At 69.4% G+C, this 19,256-nt stretch carries 16 protein-coding genes; 11 read left to right on the top strand and 5 right to left on the bottom strand.

The annotated features are described in order from the left end of the window. Positions 1 to 90: 90 nt before the first annotated feature. Positions 91 to 534 (top strand): hypothetical protein, encoded by a 444-nt coding sequence (locus AB0L91_RS20030; RefSeq protein ID WP_365011935.1) that lies wholly within the window; start codon positions 91 to 93, stop codon positions 532 to 534. A gap of 71 nt (positions 535 to 605) precedes the next feature. Here AB0L91_RS20030 and AB0L91_RS20025 read toward each other — a convergent pair whose 3' ends face one another. Then, complete coding sequence (locus AB0L91_RS20025; RefSeq protein WP_365011933.1) at positions 606 to 2,276, bottom strand: FAD-binding dehydrogenase; 1,671 nt, start codon at positions 2,274 to 2,276, stop codon at positions 606 to 608. A gap of 84 nt (positions 2,277 to 2,360) precedes the next feature. Here AB0L91_RS20025 and AB0L91_RS20020 point away from each other — a divergent pair, with 84 nt between their 5' ends. Further along, positions 2,361 to 2,984 carry a TetR/AcrR family transcriptional regulator gene (locus AB0L91_RS20020; RefSeq protein WP_365011931.1) on the top strand — a complete coding sequence of 208 codons (624 nt, stop codon included), beginning with the start codon at positions 2,361 to 2,363 and terminating at the stop codon, positions 2,982 to 2,984. A 338-nt stretch (positions 2,985 to 3,322) separates the two neighbouring features. Here AB0L91_RS20020 and AB0L91_RS20015 read toward each other — a convergent pair whose 3' ends face one another. The 3 genes from AB0L91_RS20015 to AB0L91_RS20005 all read right to left on the bottom strand — a co-directional run bounded on the left by AB0L91_RS20015 (position 3,323) and on the right by AB0L91_RS20005 (position 7,806). After that, entirely contained in the window at positions 3,323 to 4,009 is a 687-nt protein-coding gene (locus tag AB0L91_RS20015) for a DNA alkylation repair protein (protein ID WP_365011930.1), read from the bottom strand. Between the two features lie 90 nt (positions 4,010 to 4,099). Continuing rightward, the gene (gene pepN / locus AB0L91_RS20010) at positions 4,100 to 6,577 is read right to left on the bottom strand and encodes an aminopeptidase N (protein ID WP_365011928.1); all 2,478 of its coding nucleotides are present in this window, start codon (positions 6,575 to 6,577) and stop codon (positions 4,100 to 4,102) included. A gap of 71 nt (positions 6,578 to 6,648) precedes the next feature. After that, entirely contained in the window at positions 6,649 to 7,806 is a 1,158-nt protein-coding gene (locus AB0L91_RS20005; protein ID WP_365011926.1) for an acyl-CoA dehydrogenase family protein, read from the bottom strand. Positions 7,807 to 7,992: 186 nt separating this feature from the next. On the opposite strand from AB0L91_RS20005, the gene AB0L91_RS20000 reads away from it, so the two are divergent. The 9 genes from AB0L91_RS20000 to AB0L91_RS19960 are packed head-to-tail and all read left to right on the top strand — an operon-like array spanning position 7,993 to position 18,030. Next, entirely contained in the window at positions 7,993 to 9,492 is a 1,500-nt protein-coding gene (locus AB0L91_RS20000; RefSeq protein ID WP_365011924.1) for a CoA-acylating methylmalonate-semialdehyde dehydrogenase, read from the top strand. A 6-nt stretch (positions 9,493 to 9,498) separates the two neighbouring features. Next, entirely contained in the window at positions 9,499 to 10,638 is a 1,140-nt protein-coding gene (locus AB0L91_RS19995; protein ID WP_365011922.1) for an acyl-CoA dehydrogenase family protein, read from the top strand. Continuing rightward, entirely contained in the window at positions 10,635 to 11,705 is a 1,071-nt protein-coding gene (locus tag AB0L91_RS19990; protein WP_365011920.1) for an enoyl-CoA hydratase/isomerase family protein, read from the top strand. The genes AB0L91_RS19995 and AB0L91_RS19990 overlap by 4 nt, the downstream gene beginning before the upstream one ends. Next, entirely contained in the window at positions 11,702 to 12,598 is an 897-nt protein-coding gene (gene mmsB / locus AB0L91_RS19985; protein WP_365011918.1) for a 3-hydroxyisobutyrate dehydrogenase, read from the top strand. The genes AB0L91_RS19990 and mmsB overlap by 4 nt, the downstream gene beginning before the upstream one ends. Further along, a complete protein-coding gene (locus AB0L91_RS19980; protein ID WP_365011916.1) occupies positions 12,595 to 13,371 on the top strand; it encodes an enoyl-CoA hydratase in 777 nt (258 codons plus the stop codon). The genes mmsB and AB0L91_RS19980 overlap by 4 nt, the downstream gene beginning before the upstream one ends. 32 nt (positions 13,372 to 13,403) lie before the next feature. Then, positions 13,404 to 14,615 (top strand): acetyl-CoA C-acetyltransferase, encoded by a 1,212-nt coding sequence (locus AB0L91_RS19975; RefSeq protein ID WP_365011914.1) that lies wholly within the window; start codon positions 13,404 to 13,406, stop codon positions 14,613 to 14,615. 29 nt (positions 14,616 to 14,644) lie between these two features. After that, entirely contained in the window at positions 14,645 to 16,810 is a 2,166-nt protein-coding gene (locus AB0L91_RS19970; RefSeq protein ID WP_365011912.1) for a 3-hydroxyacyl-CoA dehydrogenase NAD-binding domain-containing protein, read from the top strand. A 5-nt stretch (positions 16,811 to 16,815) separates the two neighbouring features. After that, on the top strand, positions 16,816 to 17,517 hold the full coding sequence (locus tag AB0L91_RS19965; RefSeq protein WP_365011910.1) for a TetR/AcrR family transcriptional regulator: 702 nt from the start codon (positions 16,816 to 16,818) through the stop codon (positions 17,515 to 17,517). Positions 17,518 to 17,532: 15 nt separating this feature from the next. After that, complete coding sequence (locus AB0L91_RS19960; RefSeq protein WP_365011908.1) at positions 17,533 to 18,030, top strand: SRPBCC family protein; 498 nt, start codon at positions 17,533 to 17,535, stop codon at positions 18,028 to 18,030. A gap of 362 nt (positions 18,031 to 18,392) precedes the next feature. Here the strand turns inward: AB0L91_RS19960 and AB0L91_RS19955 are convergent, their stop codons facing one another. Next, positions 18,393 to 19,205: a uracil-DNA glycosylase gene (locus AB0L91_RS19955; RefSeq protein ID WP_365011906.1), complete on the bottom strand. Its 813-nt coding sequence runs from the start codon at positions 19,203 to 19,205 to the stop codon at positions 18,393 to 18,395. Positions 19,206 to 19,256 lie beyond the last annotated feature (51 nt).

The following is a 19,256-nucleotide window of genomic DNA, read 5'->3' as shown; positions in this document are numbered from 1 at the left end:
CACGAGTTCTTGCACAGGGTTGTGCAACGGGCGTAGTTTCACATCATCGTGCAATTGCACGAAGGTGTGAAAATATCGAAGGAGCGGGATATGACCAGCCAGGTGGCAACTGTGCAGATGGCGTACGCGACCCGGACCTCCACCGGGGGCGCCCCCGTCGACGCGTCCGCGTGGACGCTGCGCGGAGTGGGCGCGATCCGCGTGCTCTACGGCCTCGTCCCCTTCGCCGCGCTGATCCTCGGGGTCGAGGTCGGCACCGGACTGGCCGTCCCCGTCTTCGTCGCGGTCGGCCTGGTCTCCGTTCTGCTCGGCCTGGCCACCGTCGCCCTGGCTCCGCGGCTGCTGGAGCGCGACGATGTCGTGCTGGCCTCGGTGAGCCTCGACGCGGTCCTCGTGGTGCTCGGCGTGGCCGCGCTGATGGTGGGCTGGGCCCAGTTCACGGTCGCCGCCGCCGCGGTCGTCCTCGGCGGGGTCGTGCTCGCGGCGCTGTCCGCGGCGGCCGTCGCGATCGTCACGGCGGTGCGTACCGCCTGATCCGCTGACGCGGTGTGAGTGGCATGAACGGCGCCTCCGGAATTCCGGAGGCGCCGTTCACGTTGCGCTGGTCAGGCGTCCTGGGCTGCCGCCCGGCCCGCCGCTCGCCCGGAGAACACGCACCCGCCGAGGAAGGTGCCCTCGAGCGCGTTGTAGCCGTGCACGCCACCACCGCCGAAGCCCGCGGCCTCGCCCGCAGCGAAGAGCCCGGGAATCGTGGTGCCGTCGGCGCCGAGCGCTCGGGAGTCGAGGTCGGTCTGGATGCCGCCGAGCGACTTGCGCGTCAGGACATGGAGTTTCACGCCGATCAGCGGTCCGGCGGCCGGGTCGAGAATGCGATGCGGTGCGGTGGTCCGGGTGATGCGGTCGCCGAGGTAGCGGCGGGAATTGTGGATGCCCTGGATCTGGGCGTCCTTGCTGAACGCGTTGTCCACCTGGAGATCCCGGGCGACGATCTGCTCGCGCAGGCGATCCGGGTCGAGCAGCGGCCGCTCGGTGAGTGCGTTCATCTTCGCGACCAGGTCGTCGAGCGTGTCGGCCACCACCCAGTCGGCGCCGTGCCGCTTGAACGCCTCCACCGGCGCGGGAGCGCCCTTGCCGAAGACCCGTTCCCGGATCATCCCGACGCGGTTCTTCGCGGTGATGTCGGGATTCTGCTCCGATCCCGACAGCGCGAACTCCTTGGCGACGATGCGTTGCGTGGTGACGAACCAGGAATGATCGTGCTCGGCCAGCTCGGGGGTGGTGCGCAGGTAGCGCAGCGTGCCCAGGGTGTCGTAGCCGGGCAGGTACGGCGCGGGCAACCGACGGCCCAGCGCGTCGAACCACAGCGATGACGGACCGGGCAGGATCCGGATCGCGTGCTCGGGCCAGATCGGATCCCAGTTCCGGATGCCTTCGGTGTAGTGCCACATGCGATCCCGGTTGACCAACCGGACACCGGCGTCGGCGGCGATATCGAGCATGCGACCGTCGACATAGGCGGGGACGCCGGTGATCATGTGCGCCGGCGGCGCGCCGAGCCGCGCGGGCCAGTGTCGCCGGACCGTGTCGTGATTGCCGCCGATCCCACCGGTCGCGAGAACCACGGCGGCCGCGCCGAAGTCGAACTCGCCGACCACGTCCCGGTTGGACGGTGCGCCGCGTTCGGCGTCGTCGTCGGCCAGGATCGCCCCGCGCACGCCGGTGACAGCGCCGTCGGTGAACACCAGCTCGTCGACCCGGTGTCGATGCCGGAAGGTGACCAGTCCGGCGTCCGCGGCGCGGAGCGCGGATTCGGTGAACGGCCCGACGACACCGGTGCCGGTACCCCATGCGACGTGGAAGCGGGGGACCGAATTGCCGTGGCCCTCGGCGCGCAGGTCGCCACGCTCGGCCCAGCCGACCGACGGCACGAAGCCGATGCCGAGATCGGTGAGGTAGGAACGCTTCTCGCCCGCGGCGAACTCGACATAGGCGCGGGCCCAGCGGGCGGCCCAGCTGTCCTCGTCGTCGAGCCGATCGAAGCCCGCGCTGCCGCTCCAGTCGTTCCAGGCCAGCTCGAGCGAGTCCCGGATGCCCAGCCTGCGCTGCTCGGGACTGCCGACCAGGAAGATCCCGCCGAAGGACCAGAACGCCTGCCCGCCGAGGTTGGCCGCGTTCTCCTGATCGACCACCAGGACACGCTTGCCCCGGCGGGTCAGCTCATGGGTCGCGACCAGGCCGGCCAGGCCCGCGCCGACCACGATGACATCGGCATCCATCCGGACTACCTCCACTCTCCACAAAAGCTTCATTGCTGCATCGGATACATTAATGCATCTGATGGTGAGAGGTATCGTCGATCCGTGAACACGACCGAGACGGCCAAGCCACCCCGCGTGACCCGGCGCCGGGCCGAGACCAGGGCGCGCCTGCTCGAGGCCGCGTTCTCCGTGTTCGCCGAGAAGGGTTTCGGGCTGGTGCGCATCGAGGACGTGTGCGGCGCGGCGGGCTACACGCGGGGCGCGTTCTACTCCCAGTTCGACAGTCTCGAGGAACTGTTCTTCGTCCTCTACGACCAGCGCGCCACCCTGATCACCGGACAGGTGCGCGACGCGCTCGCCGCGATCGACGACCCCGCGGACGTGGCAGGCTTCGTCGACCGGCTGTCGGCGACCCTGCTCCTCGACCGCGACTGGCTCCTGGTGAAGACCGACTTCCTCACCCACGCCGCCCGCCGCCCCGACATCGCGGCCCGCCTGATCACCCACCGCGCCCAGCTCCGCGCCGCCATCGCCGACAAACTCGCCGCCAGCGGCTTCACTGTGCCCCCCGAACTCGGCTCGATCGCCGAACTGGCCCACTCGGTCGTCGCCGCCTACGACGGCGTCACCGTCCAACTCCTGCTCGACAACGACCAGCCCGCCGCCCGAGACTGGCTGGCCCGCCTGCTCACCCGCCTCGGCGTCGTCGCCCCACCCCGCGCCTGAAGCGTCGGCACCAGCTTTCTGTTGAGCGGACCGAGCGCCCTCGCGCACGCGTCGAGCGGAATCCGGGTGGAACCTGGGAGCTCGAGCCGACTCGGGGTCGAGGGTGATTCCGGTGGGGTCGGGGCAGTTGGCGTAAGGCCAGGTCGGTTTCAGGATCAGGCAGGTGATGCCGGTGCCAGGTCGCTCGAGCCTGATGTACTGCCGGTGGATGCTTCGCCGGAGGCGGGAGTGCTCAGGGCCGTGAGGGTGGCGGCTGCCAGGAGGATGGCGGCGGTGCGGCAAGTGATCACACCTAAGTGAAGCAGGGTGATTCCAGTTCTGGTGGGGAATGGTGTCGGTCAGGGCTGGGTGTTGCGGCGGACCATTTCGGTGATCCAGATCGGGGCGTAGGGGGAGGTGCAGTTGGGTGGGGTGGGGTAGTCCTCCAGGACGCGGAGGGATTCGCCGATCGTGATCGCGCGGGGGCGTAGGGCGGGGTGGTGGATGCCGATGGTGGCCAGGCATTCGTTCATGGCCCATTGGAGGCGGTCGGGGGCGGCCTTCATGTGGGACTCGATGAGGTCGAGCAGGTGGGGCAGGTCGAGTCCGTCCGGGGACTTCGCGACGCGGTCGCTGGTCAGGGCCCAGCCCGCACCGGCGATCACGGGGTCGGGGTCGGTGAACCAGGCGGTGCGGAGTTCCTCGACGTGCGGGCTCTTCTTCACGACGTAGCCGACGAGCCAATCGTGCACCTTGGGGACGCGGGCGTCGCGCAGCATGGCGTCGAGTTCGGCGGCGGTGTAGGACTTGGGGCGGCTGATCAGGATCGCGACGAGCCGGGCGGCGGTGTCATCGGTCGCCCAGAGCTCGCCGGCCAGCTCGTGCTGGGTTTTCAGTGCCTTCGCCACCGCGCGCAGCTTGGTCAGGTTGACCGCGTGGTCGTCGCCGTGCCGGGTGTTGACGGCGAGGATCTTCGGGTCGGCCAGGGCGGCCAGCTCGGCCAGCACCTCGTCCACCGTGGTCTGGGGCGCCGAACTGGTCGTCACACCGGTCTCCTCGCTGGTCGGTTCCACTGCGCCCTCAGCGTACGTCCGGCGGCGGTCCCGACCTCGCCCACCCGAGGTCGGGACCGCGGGCTACCGGCCGCCCGCGCGGACCCGCAGATCGCGGGCGAGATGGTCGCGCTGTTCGATCACCAAGCGCCGCAACGCACCCGGTGCGTCGGCATGCGTGTCGAGCCAGGCGTCCACCTGATCGAGCGAGCCGGCCGCGGGGAAGAGGCCGAGGACGATGCGCCGCGCGATCTCGATACTGCGCTGCTCCCACACCTCCCGCAGCACCGCGAAGTACTCGTCGTCGTAGCGGGAGACGAGGTCGCGGCGCTGCCCGGCGCGGAACCCGTCGATGACGGCGTCGAGATGATCGTTGGTCAAGGTGGTGTCGCCGAGCGCCGCGGCCCACGCGGCGGCCTTCACCTCCGGTTCCGGGCGGGCGGCCAGTGCCCGGCGATGGGCGGTCCGGCCCGAGGCGGTGCTGTCCCCGGTGAGCTCGGCGTCCAGCTCGGCCTCCGTGGCGGCACCTGTCGCGGCCAGGGCGGTCCACAGCTGCCAGCGCAGATCGGGATCCAGCGCCAGACCGTCCGGCGCGGGCGCGTCACCGAGCAGGATCGCGCGGATATCGGCGGCCCGGCGACCGTCGACGGTGGCGGCGGTCGCGGTCGCCCGCGCCCACGCCAGCTGATCACCGGAGCCCGGTGCCGCGGAATGCAGAGTGGCCCAGCATGATTCCAGCCATTCGCCGCGCCACCGCTCCCGGTCCGCCGCGGGCAGGTAGTGGCCGATGGCGAAGGAGGCGTTGGCGAGTACCGCGGCGAGCAGGGCCGTGTTGGATTCGGCGGGGGCGAAGTCGCGGGCCATCCGCAGATACCGCTCGACCTCGAGTTCGCCGTCGCGTGCGGCGTTCCAGAGCGCCGACCAGATCAATCCGCGCGCCAGGGGATCGGTGACCCGATCCAGCGACTTCTCCACGGTGGCCAGTGAATCGGTGTCCAGCCGGACCTTGGCGTAGGTGAGGTCGCCGTCGTTGAGCAGGCGCAGCGGCGCGGGTTCGAGGGCGACCGGCGTCCGCTCGGCGACGAGATCGAGCTCGACCCGATCCCGGCGCACCAGATCACCCGCGGCGTCGAAGTCGTAGAGTCCGACGGCGAGCCGATGCGGTCGCGGGTCGGTCTGCACGATCGTGCCGTCGTCGAGCATCAGCGTCGACATGCCGGTCGTCTGCAACCAGGCGCGTGCCCAGCCCGCCAGATCGCGGCCGGAATCCGCCGACAGCTCGGTCAGCAGATCGGCCAGGGTGGTGTTGCCGAACGCGTGCGTGCGGAAGTACCGGCGCACGCCGGTGAAGAACTCGTCGCGCCCGACATAGGCGACCAGTTGCTTGAGCACGCTGGCGCCCTTGGCGTAGGTGATGCCGTCGAAATTGAGCTTGGCGGCCTCGAGGTCGCCGATGTCGGCGACGATCGGGTGTGTCGTCGGAAGCTGGTCCTGCGAATACGCCCACGCCTTCCGGCGATTCGCGAACGCCACCCAGGCATCGGTCCACTCGGTCGCCTCGGCACTGGCCAGCGCGCCCATGTAGTCGGCGAAGGACTCCTTGAGCCACAGGTCGTCCCACCACACCATCGTCACCAGATCGCCGAACCACATGTGCGCCATCTCGTGCAGGATGGTGTTCGCCCTGCCCTCGTACTGGGCGGCGGTGGCCGCGCCACGGAAGACGTAGGCCTCGGTGAAGGTGACCAGGCCCGGGTTCTCCATGGCCCCGAGGTTGTACTCGGGAACGAAGATCTGGTCGTACTTGCCCCAGGGGTACGGGTAGGCGAAGTGCCCGGCGAAGAAGTCGAGTCCCTGCTTCGTCACCTCGAGGATCGTGTCGGCGTCGAGGTGCCCGGCGAGGGACGCGCGGCACAGGACCCCGAGCGGGACCGTGAGTTCGTCTCGTGTCCAGGAGGATTCGACGCGGTGATACGGGCCCGCCGCGATCGCGGTGATGTAGGTGGAGATCGGCAGGGTGGGGGAGAACTCGACCCGCTGCCGGGCGCCCTCGTCCTCGATCGTCGCGATCGGCCGGTTCGACACCACCTCCCAGCCCGCGGGTGCTGTCACCACGAAGGTGAAGGGCGCCTTCATGTCCGGCTGTTCGAAGCACGCGAAGACCCGGCGGGCGTCCGCTGGCTCGTACTGGGTGTACAGATAGGTCGCGCCGTCGGCCGGGTCGAGGAAGCGGTGCAGGCCCTCGCCCGAGCGGCTGTAGTGGCCGGTGGCGCGCACCACGACCGTATTCGCCGCGGCGAGATCGGGAATCGTGAGCCGCGCGCCGTCGTAGTCGACGGGCACGTCCTGCCCGTTCACCGTCACCGATTCGACCGACGCGCCGAGGAAGTCGAGCCAGGTCCGGTCCATGGTCGCGTCGAACTCGACGGTGGTCGTGGTGGCGAAGGTGTCGCCGGTGTGGTCGGTGGCGCCAGACAGGTCGAGATCGACGCGATAGGCGCGGACGGTGACCGCGGCCGATCGGGCGGCGGTCTCGGCACGGGTCAGGTTCGCGGTAGTCACGCGTCGATCCTGCCAGCCCGAGCGCCGCGACGCCGCCGGTCGGCGTCGCGGCCTCGATCAGGCGTCGCGCGTCAGAGGAAGCGGGCGATGAGGTCCTTCATGACCTCGTTGGCGCCGGCGTAGATCCGCGAGATGCGGCCGTCGGCCCACATCCGGGCGATCGGGTACTCCTCCATGTAGCCGTAGCCGCCGTGGAGCTGGACGCACCGGTCGATCACCTGGGACTGCTGATCGGTGGTCCAGTACTTGACCATCGCCGCGGTCTTCACATCCAGCGCGCCGCGCAGGTGCTTCTCGACGGCCGAGTCGACAAAGGTACGCACGACCTCGGCGATCGTCGCGCAGACGGCCAGCTCGAACCGGGTGTTCTGCATGGCGAACAGCGGCTTGCCGAAAGCGTTGCGCTGCTTGACATAGGCCAGCGTCTCGGCGACAGCCGCTTCGATCGCCGCGGCGGCCGCGACGCCGCAGATCAGCCGCTCCTGGGGCAGCTGCTGCATGAGCTGGATGAAGCCCTCGCCCTCGGCGCCGAGCAGGTTGGCCTGCGGCACGCGCAGCCCGTCGAAGAACAGCTCGGTGGTGTCCTGGCCCTTCTGGCCGATCTTCTTGAGCAGCCTGCCGCGTTCGAAGCCGGGGGTGTCGTCGGAGACCTCGGCGACCACCAGCGACACGCCCTTGGCGCCCAGGGTCGGATCGGTCTTGACGGCGATGATCAGCAGGTCGCAGTTGCGGCCGTTGGAGATGAATGTCTTGGCGCCGGTGATGACGTAGTCGTCGCCGTCCTTGACCGCCTTGGTGGCGATGTTCTGCAGGTCGGAGCCGGTGCCGGGCTCGGTCATCGCGATGGCGCCGATCCACTCGCCGGAGGCGAGTTTCGGCAGCCAGCGCTTCTTGTTCTCCTCCGAGGCGTAGGCCAGGATGTAGTGCGGCACGATGCCGGTGTGCACGCCGAGCTGCATGGCGGAATCGCCGCCCTTGACCTGCTCGGTGAACAGCACGGCCTCATGGGCGAAGGTGCCACCGCCGCCGCCGTACTCCTCGGGGATCGACATGCACAGCAGGCCGAGTTCGCCGGCCTGCCGATAGACCTCCCGGCTCGGGAAGCCCTGCGCGGCGAACTCCTCGCGATGCGGCGCGACGGTGTTCGCGAAGAAGGTGCGGGCCAGCTCGGCCAGGCCTTGCAGCTCCGACTCGGCGTCGATGCCGCGGTCGGTTTCGGCGGTGGTCATCGGGTTCCTCTTCCTGATGTCGATGGGCTGCGCACCAGAGTGAGCAGTTGTTGGCGTTATGTCAATAGAACGAGTAGATGTTGACAAACCGCCAATAGTGCTCCATGGTATCAATTGATTGGACATCCAACTATTGGAGCTCCATTCACCTGCGCTCCGGCGCACCGACCCACGACAAGGACTGGCATGGTTCGCGAACTCACCCACTTCATCGACGGACAGCACGTCAAGGGCGCCTCGGGCGCGTTCGGTGAGGTGTTCGATCCGAACACCGGGCAGGTGCAGGCCACGGTTCCGCTGGCGAACACCGCCGAGGTGGAGGCGGTGATCGCCAACGCGGCGGCCGCGCAGCCGGTGTGGGCGGCGTTCAACCCGCAGAAGCGGGCCAGGGTGCTGATGAAGTTCCTGACCCTGGTCAGCGACGAGATCGACAGCCTGGCGGCGCTGCTGTCGTCGGAGCACGGCAAGACCATCGCCGACGCCAAGGGCGATATCCAGCGCGGCCTCGAGGTGATCGAGTTCGCCGTCGGTATCCCGCACCTGCTCAAGGGCGAGTACACCGAGAGCGCGGGCACCGGGATCGACGTGTACTCGATGCGCCAGCCGCTGGGTGTGGTCGCCGGTATCACCCCGTTCAACTTCCCGGCGATGATTCCGCTGTGGAAGGCCGGTCCGGCGCTGGCGTGTGGCAACGCGTTCGTGCTCAAGCCGTCCGAGCGTGACCCGTCGGTGCCGCTGCGCTTGGCCGAGCTGTTCCTCGAGGCGGGGCTGCCGCCGGGGGTGTTCAACGTGGTCAACGGCGGCAAGGAAGCCGTCGACACGATCCTGCACGACCCGCGGATCAAGGCGGTCGGCTTCGTCGGCTCGACCCCGATCGCGCAGTACATCTACGAGACCGCGACCGCCAACGGCAAGCGTGCCCAGTGCTTCGGCGGGGCGAAGAACCACGCCATCGTCATGCCGGACGCCGACCTCGACGATGTCGCCGACCAGCTGATCGGCGCGGGCTACGGCTCCGCGGGTGAGCGCTGCATGGCGATCTCGGTGGCCGTGCCGGTGGGGGAGGAGACCGCCGACCGGCTGGTCGCCAAGCTGACCGAGCGGGTGCACAAGCTCAACGTGGGCCGGTCCGACGATCCGGGCGCCGACTTCGGTCCGCTGGTCGGTGCCGACGGCGTGGACCGGGTGAACAACTACGTCCAGATCGGTGTCGACGAGGGCGCCGAGTTGGTCGTGGATGGTCGTGGGCTGGTTGTCGAGGGTGCCGAGGACGGCTACTTCGTCGGCGCGAGCCTGTTCGACCGGGTGACCGCGGACATGCGGATCTACCAGGAGGAGATCTTCGGTCCCGTGGTGACCGTGGTGCGGGCCGAGGACTACGAGGAGGGTCTGCGGCTGGCCAACGAGCACGAGTACGGCAACGGTGTCGCGATCTTCACCCGTGACGGTGACACCGCGCGCGACTTCGCCGCGCGCGTGCAGGTCGGCATGGTCGGTATCAACGTGCCGATCCCGGTGCCGATCGCCTACTACACCTTCGGTGGCTGGAAGCGTTCGGGCTTCGGCGATCTCAACCAGCACGGCCCGGACTCGATCCGCTTCTACACCAAGACCAAGACGGTGACCCAGCGCTGGCCCGCGGGGTTGAAGGAGTCCAACGCCTTCGTCATCCCCACGATGGACTGACCGGTCGTGTTCACTCTCAACGACGACGAACGCGCGATCGGTGAGACCGCGCGCCAGTTCGCCGACGAATTCCTCGCGCCGAACGCGCTGGAATGGGATGAGCGCAAACACTTCCCGGTCGACGTGCTCCGCAAGGCGGGCCCGGTCGGCTTGGGCGGGATCTATGTGCGCGAGGACGTCGGCGGTTCACAACTGCGCAGGCTCGACGCCGTGCGGATCTTCGAGGAACTGGCCACCGGGTGCCCCGCTGTGGCGGCCTACATCTCGATCCACAACATGGCGACCTGGATGATCGACGCCTACGGCACCGAGGAACAGCGGCAGCGCTGGGTGCCCGGAATGGCGTCGATGGAACTGCTCGGCAGCTACGCCCTCACCGAACCGGGCGTCGGCTCCGACGCGGCGGCCTTGAGCACCAAGGCGGTCCGCGACGGGGACGACTACATCCTCACCGGCGCCAAGCAGTTCATCTCCGGCGCCGGCGCCAACGACGTGTACGTGATGATGGTGCGCACCGGCGGTGACGGCGCGCGCGGCGTCTCGGCGCTGATCGTCCCGGCCGATACGCCGGGCCTGACGGTGGGGCCGAACGAGCGCAAGATGGGCTGGAACGCCCAGCCCACCCGCCAGGTGATCCTGGAGGACGCGCGGGTGCCGGTGGCCAACCGGCTCGGCGCCGAGGGCGACGGCTTCGCGATCGCGATGAACGGCCTCAACGGCGGCAGGCTCAATATCGGCGCGTGCTCGATCGGCGGCGCCCAGGCGGCGCTGGACAAGGCCGTCCCGTATCTGGCCGAACGGCACGCCTTCGGTAAACCGTTGTCGCACAACCAGGCGCTGCAGTTCGAGCTGGCCGATATGCGGACCCAGCTGGAAGCCGCCCGGACCCTGCTGTGGCGGGCCGCGGCCGCGCTCGACGCCGGGGCGCCGGACAAGGTCGAACTGTGCGCGATGGCCAAGCGATTCGCCACCGACGCCGGGTTCGAGGTCGCCAACAAGGCGCTGCAACTGCACGGCGGGTACGGGTACCTGCACGAATACGGCCTGGAGAAGATCGTCCGCGACCTGCGGGTCCATCAGATCCTCGAGGGCACCAACGAAATCATGCGGGTGGTCGTGGCCCGCACGCTGACAGGAGCGGCATGACCGACGAACCCGAAGTGCTGATCACCGTCGAAGACGGCCTCGGCCTCATCATCCTGAACCGGCCCAAGGCCATCAACGCGCTCAACCACCCCATGGCACTGGCGATCACCGAGGCGCTGCGCGCGTGGGCCGACGACGACGCGGTGCGCGCGGTCGTCGTTCGCGGCGCGGGCGAGCGCGGACTGTGCGCGGGCGGTGACATCGTCGCCATCCACGCCGACGCGAAAGGCGGTGCGGCGAACGCCGATTCGCCGACCGGGGTGTTCTGGCGCGACGAATACCACCTCAACGCGCTGATCGGCCGCTACGCCAAGCCGTATGTGGTGATCATGGACGGCATCGTGATGGGCGGCGGTGTCGGCCTGTCCGGGCACGGCAGCCACCGCATCGTCACCGAGCGGTCCCGGATCGGCATGCCCGAGGTCGGGATCGGTTTCGTCCCCGATGTCGGTGGCACCTACCTGCTGTCGCGGGCGCCCGGGGAGATCGGCACGCACGTCGCGCTGACCACCGCGCGGATGAGCGCGGGCGACGCGATCGCGGCCGGTTTCGCCGACCACTACGTGCCCTCGGCTGCCCTCCCGGCGCTGCTCGACGCACTGCGCACGACCGAGGTCGACGCGGCGATCGCGGCGGTCGCCGAACCGGCACCTGCCTCGGAGCTGCTCGCCCAGCGGAGCTGGATCGATGCCTGCTACAGCGCCGACACCGTCGAGGAGATCGCGGCCCGGCTGCACACCGCCGACTCGCCCGAGGCGACCAAGGCCGCCGAAGACCTGCTGGCCAAATCGCCGGTCTCGCTGAAGGTCACGCTGCGTTCGCTGCGCGCCGCGCGGGAGCTGCCGAGTCTCGAGGCGGTGCTGGATCAGGAATACCGGGTCTCGATCGCCGCGCTGCGCTCGCACGACCTGGTCGAGGGCATCCGCGCCCAGGTCATCGACAAGGACCGCAATCCGCGGTGGGAGCCGGCGACGCTGACCGAGGTCGGTGAGGAGCAGGTGGCGGCGTACTTCGCCGAGCTGGGGGACAGGGAACTCGGCGCGACCGCGCAGGAGGCGCAGCGATGAGCAAGAAGATCGGATTCCTCGGCCTCGGCCACATGGGTGCGCCGATGGCGGCGAACCTGGTGCGCGCGGGCTACGACGTGGTCGCCTTCGACCCGGTGCCCGCGGCACAGGAGCAGGCACGCGCCGACGGCGCCACCGTGGTCTCGGTCGCCGCCGACGCGGCTGCCGACCGGGACGTGGTGATCACCATGCTGCCCAACGGCAAGCTCGTGCTCGACGTCTACGCCGAGCTGCTGCCCGCCGCGACGCCTGGCACGCTGTTCATCGACTGTTCGACGATCGATGTGGCCGACGCGAAAGCCGCTGCCGCACAGGCGGTGACGGCCGGTCACCGGCCGCTCGACGCCCCGGTCTCCGGTGGCGTGGCGGGCGCGACGGCGGGCACCCTCACCTTCATGGTGGGTGGTGCGGCCGCCGACTTCGCCGACGCGCGCGAGATTCTCGACGTGATGGGCGGCAAGGTCGTGCACTGCGGTGACGCCGGCGTCGGCCAGGCCGCCAAGATCTGCAACAACATGCTGCTCGGCATCTCCATGATCGGCCTGTCCGAGGCCCTGGTGCTCGGTGAACGGCTCGGCCTGAGCCACCAGTCGTTCTTCGACGTGGTCTCCACGGCATCGGGCCAGAGCTGGGCGCTGACCAGCTACTGCCCGGTCCCGGGCCCGGTTCCGGCGAGTCCGGCCAACAACGACTACCAGCCCGGCTTCGCGACCGCGCTGATGTCGAAGGACCTCATCCTGGCCGCGAACGCCCTGCGCGCCAACGGCATCGACGGGCAGCTCGGCGAGCTGGCCGCCGCGATCTACGAGCGGTTCAACCAGACCGACGCGCGCCGGGACTTCTCGGCCATCGTCACCGACATCCGGGAGCGTTCCGGGGAGGCCACCGCATGACCGAGTACGAGACGATCCTGGTCGAACGCAAGAACCGCGTCGGCTGGATCACCCTGAACCGGCCCAAGGCCCTCAACGCGCTCAACACCCAGGTCCTCGACGACATCGTCGCCGCCCTGGACGAGCTCGAGCGCGACGACGAGATCGGCGCGGTGGTGATCACCGGCTCCGCCAAGGCCTTCGCGGCGGGCGCCGACATCAAGGAGATGCAGCCCAAGTCCTACATGGACATGTTCATGGACGACTTCTTCGCCCGCTGGGACCGGCTGGCGCAGTTCCGCAAGCCCACCATCGCCGCGGTCGCGGGGTACGCCCTCGGTGGTGGCTGCGAGCTGGCCATGCTCTGCGACATCCTGATCGCCGCCGACACCGCGCAGTTCGGGCAGCCCGAGATCAAACTCGGGGTGATCCCCGGCATCGGCGGTTCGCAGCGGCTCACCAGGGCGGTCGGCAAGGCCAAGGCGATGGACCTGGTGCTGACCGGCCGCAACATGGGCGCCGAGGAAGCCGAACGGGCCGGACTCGTCTCGCGCATCGTGCCCGCCGACGACCTGCTCGACGTCGCCGCCGAGGTCGCCGAGACCGTCGCGGCCAAGTCGCTGCCGGTCACCATGATCGCGAAGGAAGCCGTGAACCGGTCCTTCGAGACCACGCTGGCCGAGGGCATCCGCTTCGAGCGCCGGGTCTTCCACTCGCTGTTCGCGATCGAGGACCAGAAGGAAGGCATGAACGCCTTCGTCGACAAGCGCGCCGCACAGTTCACCCATCGCTGACCTGTCATCACACGACACAGTTTCGAGGAACCATGACCGAGGCATTCATCTACGACGCGATCCGCACCCCACGCGGTCGCGGCAAGAAGAACGGCGCCCTGCACGGCGTCAAACCGCTCGACCTGGTGGTCGGGCTCATCGAGGAGCTGAAGGTCCGCTACCCCGGGCTCGATCCGGCGCTGATCGATGACATCGTCCTCGGCGTGGTCTCCCCGGTCGGCGATCAGGGCGCCGATATCGCCAAGACGGCGGCGCTCGCGGCCGGGCTGCCCGACACGGTGGCCGGTGTGCAGCTCAACCGGTTCTGCGGGTCGGGCCTCGAAGCGGTCAACACCGCGGCGCAGAAGGTGCGCTCGGGGTGGGAACAGCTGGTGATCGCCGGTGGCGTGGAGTCGATGTCGCGGATTCCGCTGGGCTCCGACGGTGGCGCCTGGGCGATGGACCCGGTCACCAACTACAACACCTACTTTGTCCCCCAGGGGGTGAGCGCGGACCTGATCGCCACCATCGAGGGCTTCACCCGCGAGGATGTCGACGCGTTCGCGGTGCGCTCGCAGCAGAAGGCGGCGGCGGCCTGGTCGGGTGGCTACTTCGCCAAGTCGATCGTTCCGGTGACCGACATCAACGGCGCCGTGCTGCTCGACCACGACGAGTTCATGCGCCCGGACACCACGGTCGAGAGCCTGGCCGGGCTGACCCCGTCGTTCGCGGCGATGGGGGAGATGGGCGGGTTCGACGCGGTCGCCCTGCAGCGCTACCACCACGTCGAGAAGATCGACCACGTCCACCACGCCGGCAACTCCTCGGGCATCGTCGACGGATCGGCGCTGGTGCTCATCGGCAGCGAATCCGCCGGTGCCGCAGCCGGTCTCACCCCGCGCGCCCGGGTCGTGGCGTCCGCGGTGAGCGGCAGCGACTCGACGATCATGCTGACCGGCCCGGTCCCGGCGACCGAGAAGGTGCTGGCGCTGGCCGGGCTCACCGTAGACGACATCGACCTGTTCGAGCTCAACGAGGCGTTCGCCTCGGTGGTGCTCAATTACCAGAAGAAGCTGGCGATCCCGGACGAGAAGCTCAACGTCAACGGCGGCGCCATCGCCATGGGGCACCCGCTGGGTGCCACCGGCGCCATGATCACCGGAACCATGGTCGACGAACTCGAGCGGCGGGGAGCGCGGCGGGCGCTGATCACGCTGTGCATCGGCGGCGGCATGGGCATCGCCACCATCATCGAGCGCGTCTGAGCGCCGGACCCGGAGACAGAGGAAAGACCATGACAGAGAACATGATCGGCTGGGACCTCGGCGCCGACCGGGTGCTCGTGCTCACCATCGACGACCCGAACCAGTCGACCAACACCATGACCGAGGCGTTCGCGCGCGATCTCACCGCCACCGTCGACCGGCTCGAAGCCGAGAAGGACACCTACGACGGCGTCATCCTCACCTCGGGCAAGGACACCTTCTTCGCCGGTGGTGACCTGAATCTGCTGATGAACGCGACCCCGGAGACCGCGCCGGAGATCGCGCTCGGCCTCGACACCTACAAGGCCGCGTTCCGCCGGCTCGAGCGCCTCGGCAAGCCGGTGGTCGCCGCGATCAACGGCACCGCGCTCGGTGGCGGCTTCGAAGTCGCCCTCGCCAGCCACCACCGGATCGCCCTCGACGCCAAGGGCAGCCTGCTCGGCCTGCCCGAGGTCACCTTCGGCCTGCTCCCCGGCGCCGGTGGTGTCACCCGGACGGTGCGGCTGCTCGGCATCACCAACGCGGTGCTCAATGTCGTGGGTCAGGGCCAGCGGATGAAGCCGGCGAAGGCGCTGCAGGTCGGGATCATTCACGAGGTCGCCGCCACCCGCGAGGAGATGTTCGACAAGGCTCGCGCCTGGATCGCGGCCAATCCCGCGGCGGCCCAGCCGTGGGATGTGAAGGGTTACAAGATCCCCGGCGGCACCCCGTCGAGCCCGGCGCTGGCGGCGAACCTGCCCGCGTTCCCGGCCAACGTCCGCAAGCAGCTCAAGGGCGCGCCGATGCCCGCACCGATCGCGGTGCTGGCCACGGCGGTCGAGGGCGCGCAGGTCGACATCGACACCGCCTTCGCCATCGAGACGCGCTACTGCACCAAGCTGATCTGCGGTCAGGTCTCCACCAACATGATCAAGTCCCTGTTCTTCGATCTGGGGACGATCAACAAGGGCGGCAGCCGCCCCGAAGGCTTCCCCGTGCGCACGCCGGAGAAGGTCCTCGTGCTCGGCGCGGGCATGATGGGCGCGGGCATCGCCTATGTGCAGGCCCGCGCCGGCATGCAGGTCGTGCTCAAGGACGTCACCCTCGAGGCGGCGCAGCGCGGCAAGGACTACTCGCGCAAGCTGCTCGACAAGGCGCTGCGCAAGGGCGCGATCAGCCAGGACAAATACGACGAGGTCCTGGGCCGTATCCACCCGACCGCCGACCCGGCCGACGCCGCGGGCTGCGACTTCGTCGTCGAGGCGGTGTTCGAGGATCCGGGCTTGAAGCAGAAGGTGTTCGGCGAGATCGAGCACCTGGTGAACCCCGACGCGCTGCTCGGGTCCAACACCTCCACCCTGCCGATCACCGATCTGGCCGGCGGGGTGCAGCGGCAGCAGGACTTCATCGGTCTGCACTTCTTCTCGCCGGTGGACAAGATGCCGCTGGTGGAGATCGTCGTCGGCGAGCAGACCAGCGACGAGGCCATCGCCCGCGCCATCGACTACACCCTCGCGATCAAGAAGACCCCGATCGTGGTGAACGACAGCCGCGGCTTCTTCACCAGCCGGGTGATCGGCCAGTTCATGGACGAGGCGATCGCGTTGGTCGCCGAGGGCGTGCACCCGGCGTCGGTCGAGCAGGCCGCCACCCAGGCCGGCTATCCGGTGGGCGCGCTGGCGCTGGCCGACGAGATCAACATGAAGCTGGCGCAGAAGATCCGGCGCAGCCTGCGCGAGAACCTGCTCGCCGAGGGCAAGCGCTGGACCGATTCCAAGGCGTACCCGCTCGTCGACGCCATGGTCGACGACTTCGACCGGCCCGGCCGGCTCGAGGGCCGGGGCTTCTACGAGTACGACGCCGAGGGCAAGAAGCTCGGGCTGTGGTCCGGGCTGATCGAGAAGTACACCCGCGACGACCACGGCATTCCGTTCGTCGACATGCAGGAGCGGATGCTGTTCGCCGAATCACTCGACACCGTGCGGTGTTTCGACGAGGGCGTGCTGCGCACCGTGCCGGACGCGAACATCGGCTCCATCTTCGGCATCGGGTTCCCGGCGTGGACGGGTGGTGTCGTGCAGTACATCAACCAGTACGCGGGCGGCCTGGCGGGCTTCGTGGCCCGCGCCGACGAGCTGCGGGCCGCCTACGGTGACCGGTTCGAGGTGCCGGAGTCGTTGCGCACCAAGGCCGCCGCCGGGGAAACGCTCGGCTGAGCGGCATGACGACGGACACGACCTTCCGGCATCCGGTGCTGCCGGGCACCGGGGTCGCCTCCGCGCGCGGGGTGCGCGGTGACGGCAGGCGCGCGCATCGCAGGCGCGCCGTGGTCGCCGCCGCGCGGGACGTGTTCGTCGTCAACGGCTATCACGGCGCGCGCATGGAGGAGATCAGTGCGCGCGCCGGGATCTCCAAGCCGGTGCTCTACGACCACTTCGCGAACAAGCTCGACCTGTATCTCGCGGTCCTGCAGCAGTATCTGGACCGGATGGTCGACGGTGTCCGTACCGCGGTCGGCGCCGAGACCACGCCCCGGTCCCGGGTGCGGGTGGCTGTGGCGGTGTACTTCGATTTCGTCGACGAGGATCCGGGCGGGCACGTGCTGGTCTTCGAATCGCCGGTGCCGAGTGAACCGAGCATCGAATGGCGGGTGCGTAGCGCTCTGCGGGCGTGCGCCGACCTTGTGGCCGCCGAGCTGCGGGCGGTCGGGGTGGCCGCCGCGCCCGCGGACATGTACGCCTGGAGCCTGGTCGGCGCCAGTCACCTCGCGGCCCGGCAGTGGCTCGACGCCGGCCGCCCGATCGCCAAGCACGACGCCGTCGACGTCACCGTCGCGCTGTGCTGGAACGGCCTGTCCGGGGTGCGACCGCAGACGGGCCCCGAAAGACTTCGACTGTCAGAAGAACTCGATCCGCACAACTGAATGGACCGCAACGCCATGTCACCGTCCTTTGTCCTGCACGAATCCGATGACACCTTTCTCGCGACCGCCCCGAATCGCTACGTGCACGTGGTCGACATCGCCGCGCCGCCGAGCGCCGCCTGGGCCGCGCTGATCGCCGACGACGCGCTGGTGTCGTGGTCCGGCGCCGTCACCGGGATGCGCTGGATCTCCCCGCGGCCCTACGGTATCGGCTCCACCCGGGTCGTCACCCTCGCCGGCGCGGCCGCCCTGACCGAACGCTTCTACCGCTGGGACGACGAACGCCGCATGACCTTCACCGTCGACGCGGCCTCCATCCCCGGCCTCCGCCGCTTCGCCGAAGACATCGATCTCACCCCCACCCCCACCGGCACCCGCCTCACCTGGACCTTCGCCGTCGAAGGCGGAGCAGCCCTACGCCCGCTCCTGCGCCTGTCCGGCCCGATCACGAACCGCCTCACAGCCTCCATCGCCCGCGGCATCGTCCGCAAGGTCGACACCCCGGTCCACTGAGCCGAGCCGACCGAGGCCCCGACGGTGCGCAGCCACAGGCCCGCGCCCGCCGGGGCCTCGCCGCCGGGGGAGGGGAGGCCCCGGCGGGCGGATGGGAGTCGCGTGGCGGGGGAGGGTGCTCGAGTAGAGGAGCCTGGGTAGAAGGCGAGAGCTCTTTCGGGTCGAGAACTGGTGACTGATCTGGAACCGGTTGACTTGCCAATTCTCCTCAATAAGACATTAGGAGACGTAGATATGCGCATCTACTAATGATTAATCTCTCCTTTAACCAGACCGTCAGACCCCGACCTCACGTCCCAAAAAGAAGCTGAAGACGGTGGGGGTGGGTCCTCATGGCTGTGGTGAGACCAGTTGTGCTGGTTTCAGTTCGAGCGGATGGAGTGGCCGGTCGGGTGCGTGGCGGCGCGGGCCGGATGCTGGGTGGCCGGGTGCGCGGAGTCTGCGATGGTTTGGGCGGTGTGGAAGACGTCTTCGAGCATGGCGGGGGTGAGTCTGCCGGTAAAGGTGTTGTGGGGGCTGACGTGGTAGCAGCCGAGGATGGTGATCGTGCGGCCGTCCGGGTGGGTGAGGGTGAGCTCGGCGCCGTGGGCGAAGTGCGGGCGGGGTCGGGGTACCGTCCAGCCGCCTTCGGTGAGCACCGTGAAGAGGGCCTGCCAGCCGAAGGCGCCCAGGACGACGATGACCCGCACCGTCGGGGCCAGTAGTTCCAGCTCTCGGCTGAGGAAGGGGGCGCAGCGGTGGCGTTCCTCGCTGGTCGGCTTGTTCGCCGGTGGGGCGCAGTGCACGGGAGCGGTGAGGCGCGTGTTGACGAGCCGGATGCCGTCGTCGACGCCGACCGGATGCGCGCCGGTCGCCAGTCCTACGGCGTGCAGCGCGGCGAAGAGGACGTCTCCGCTGCGGTCGCCGGTGAACATGCGGCCGGTGCGGTTGCCGCCGTTGGCGGCGGGCGCCAGGCCGACGACGAGGATCTCGGCGTCGGCGGGACCGAATCCGGGAACGGGGCGGGCCCAGTAGATCTCGTCGCGGTAGGCGGCGCGTTTGACGCGAGCGGCTTCCTCCCGCCAGGCGACGAGGCGGGGGCAGGCGCGACAGGTGCAGATGAGGCGGTCGAGGTCGGCGACGCTCCCGGCGTCTCGAGCCGCGAGCGGTGCGGTTTCCGGGGCGTCGCCGGCCATCGGACCAGTCTAGTCCGCCTGGCGTGGCGGACGACCGAACCGCCTGCGCGG

This window comes from Nocardia sp. NPDC051833, from assembly GCF_040681225.1.
Taxonomy (GTDB): Bacteria; Actinomycetota; Actinomycetes; order Mycobacteriales; family Mycobacteriaceae; genus Nocardia.
This window is presented reverse-complemented; position numbering and strand designations above follow the sequence as displayed.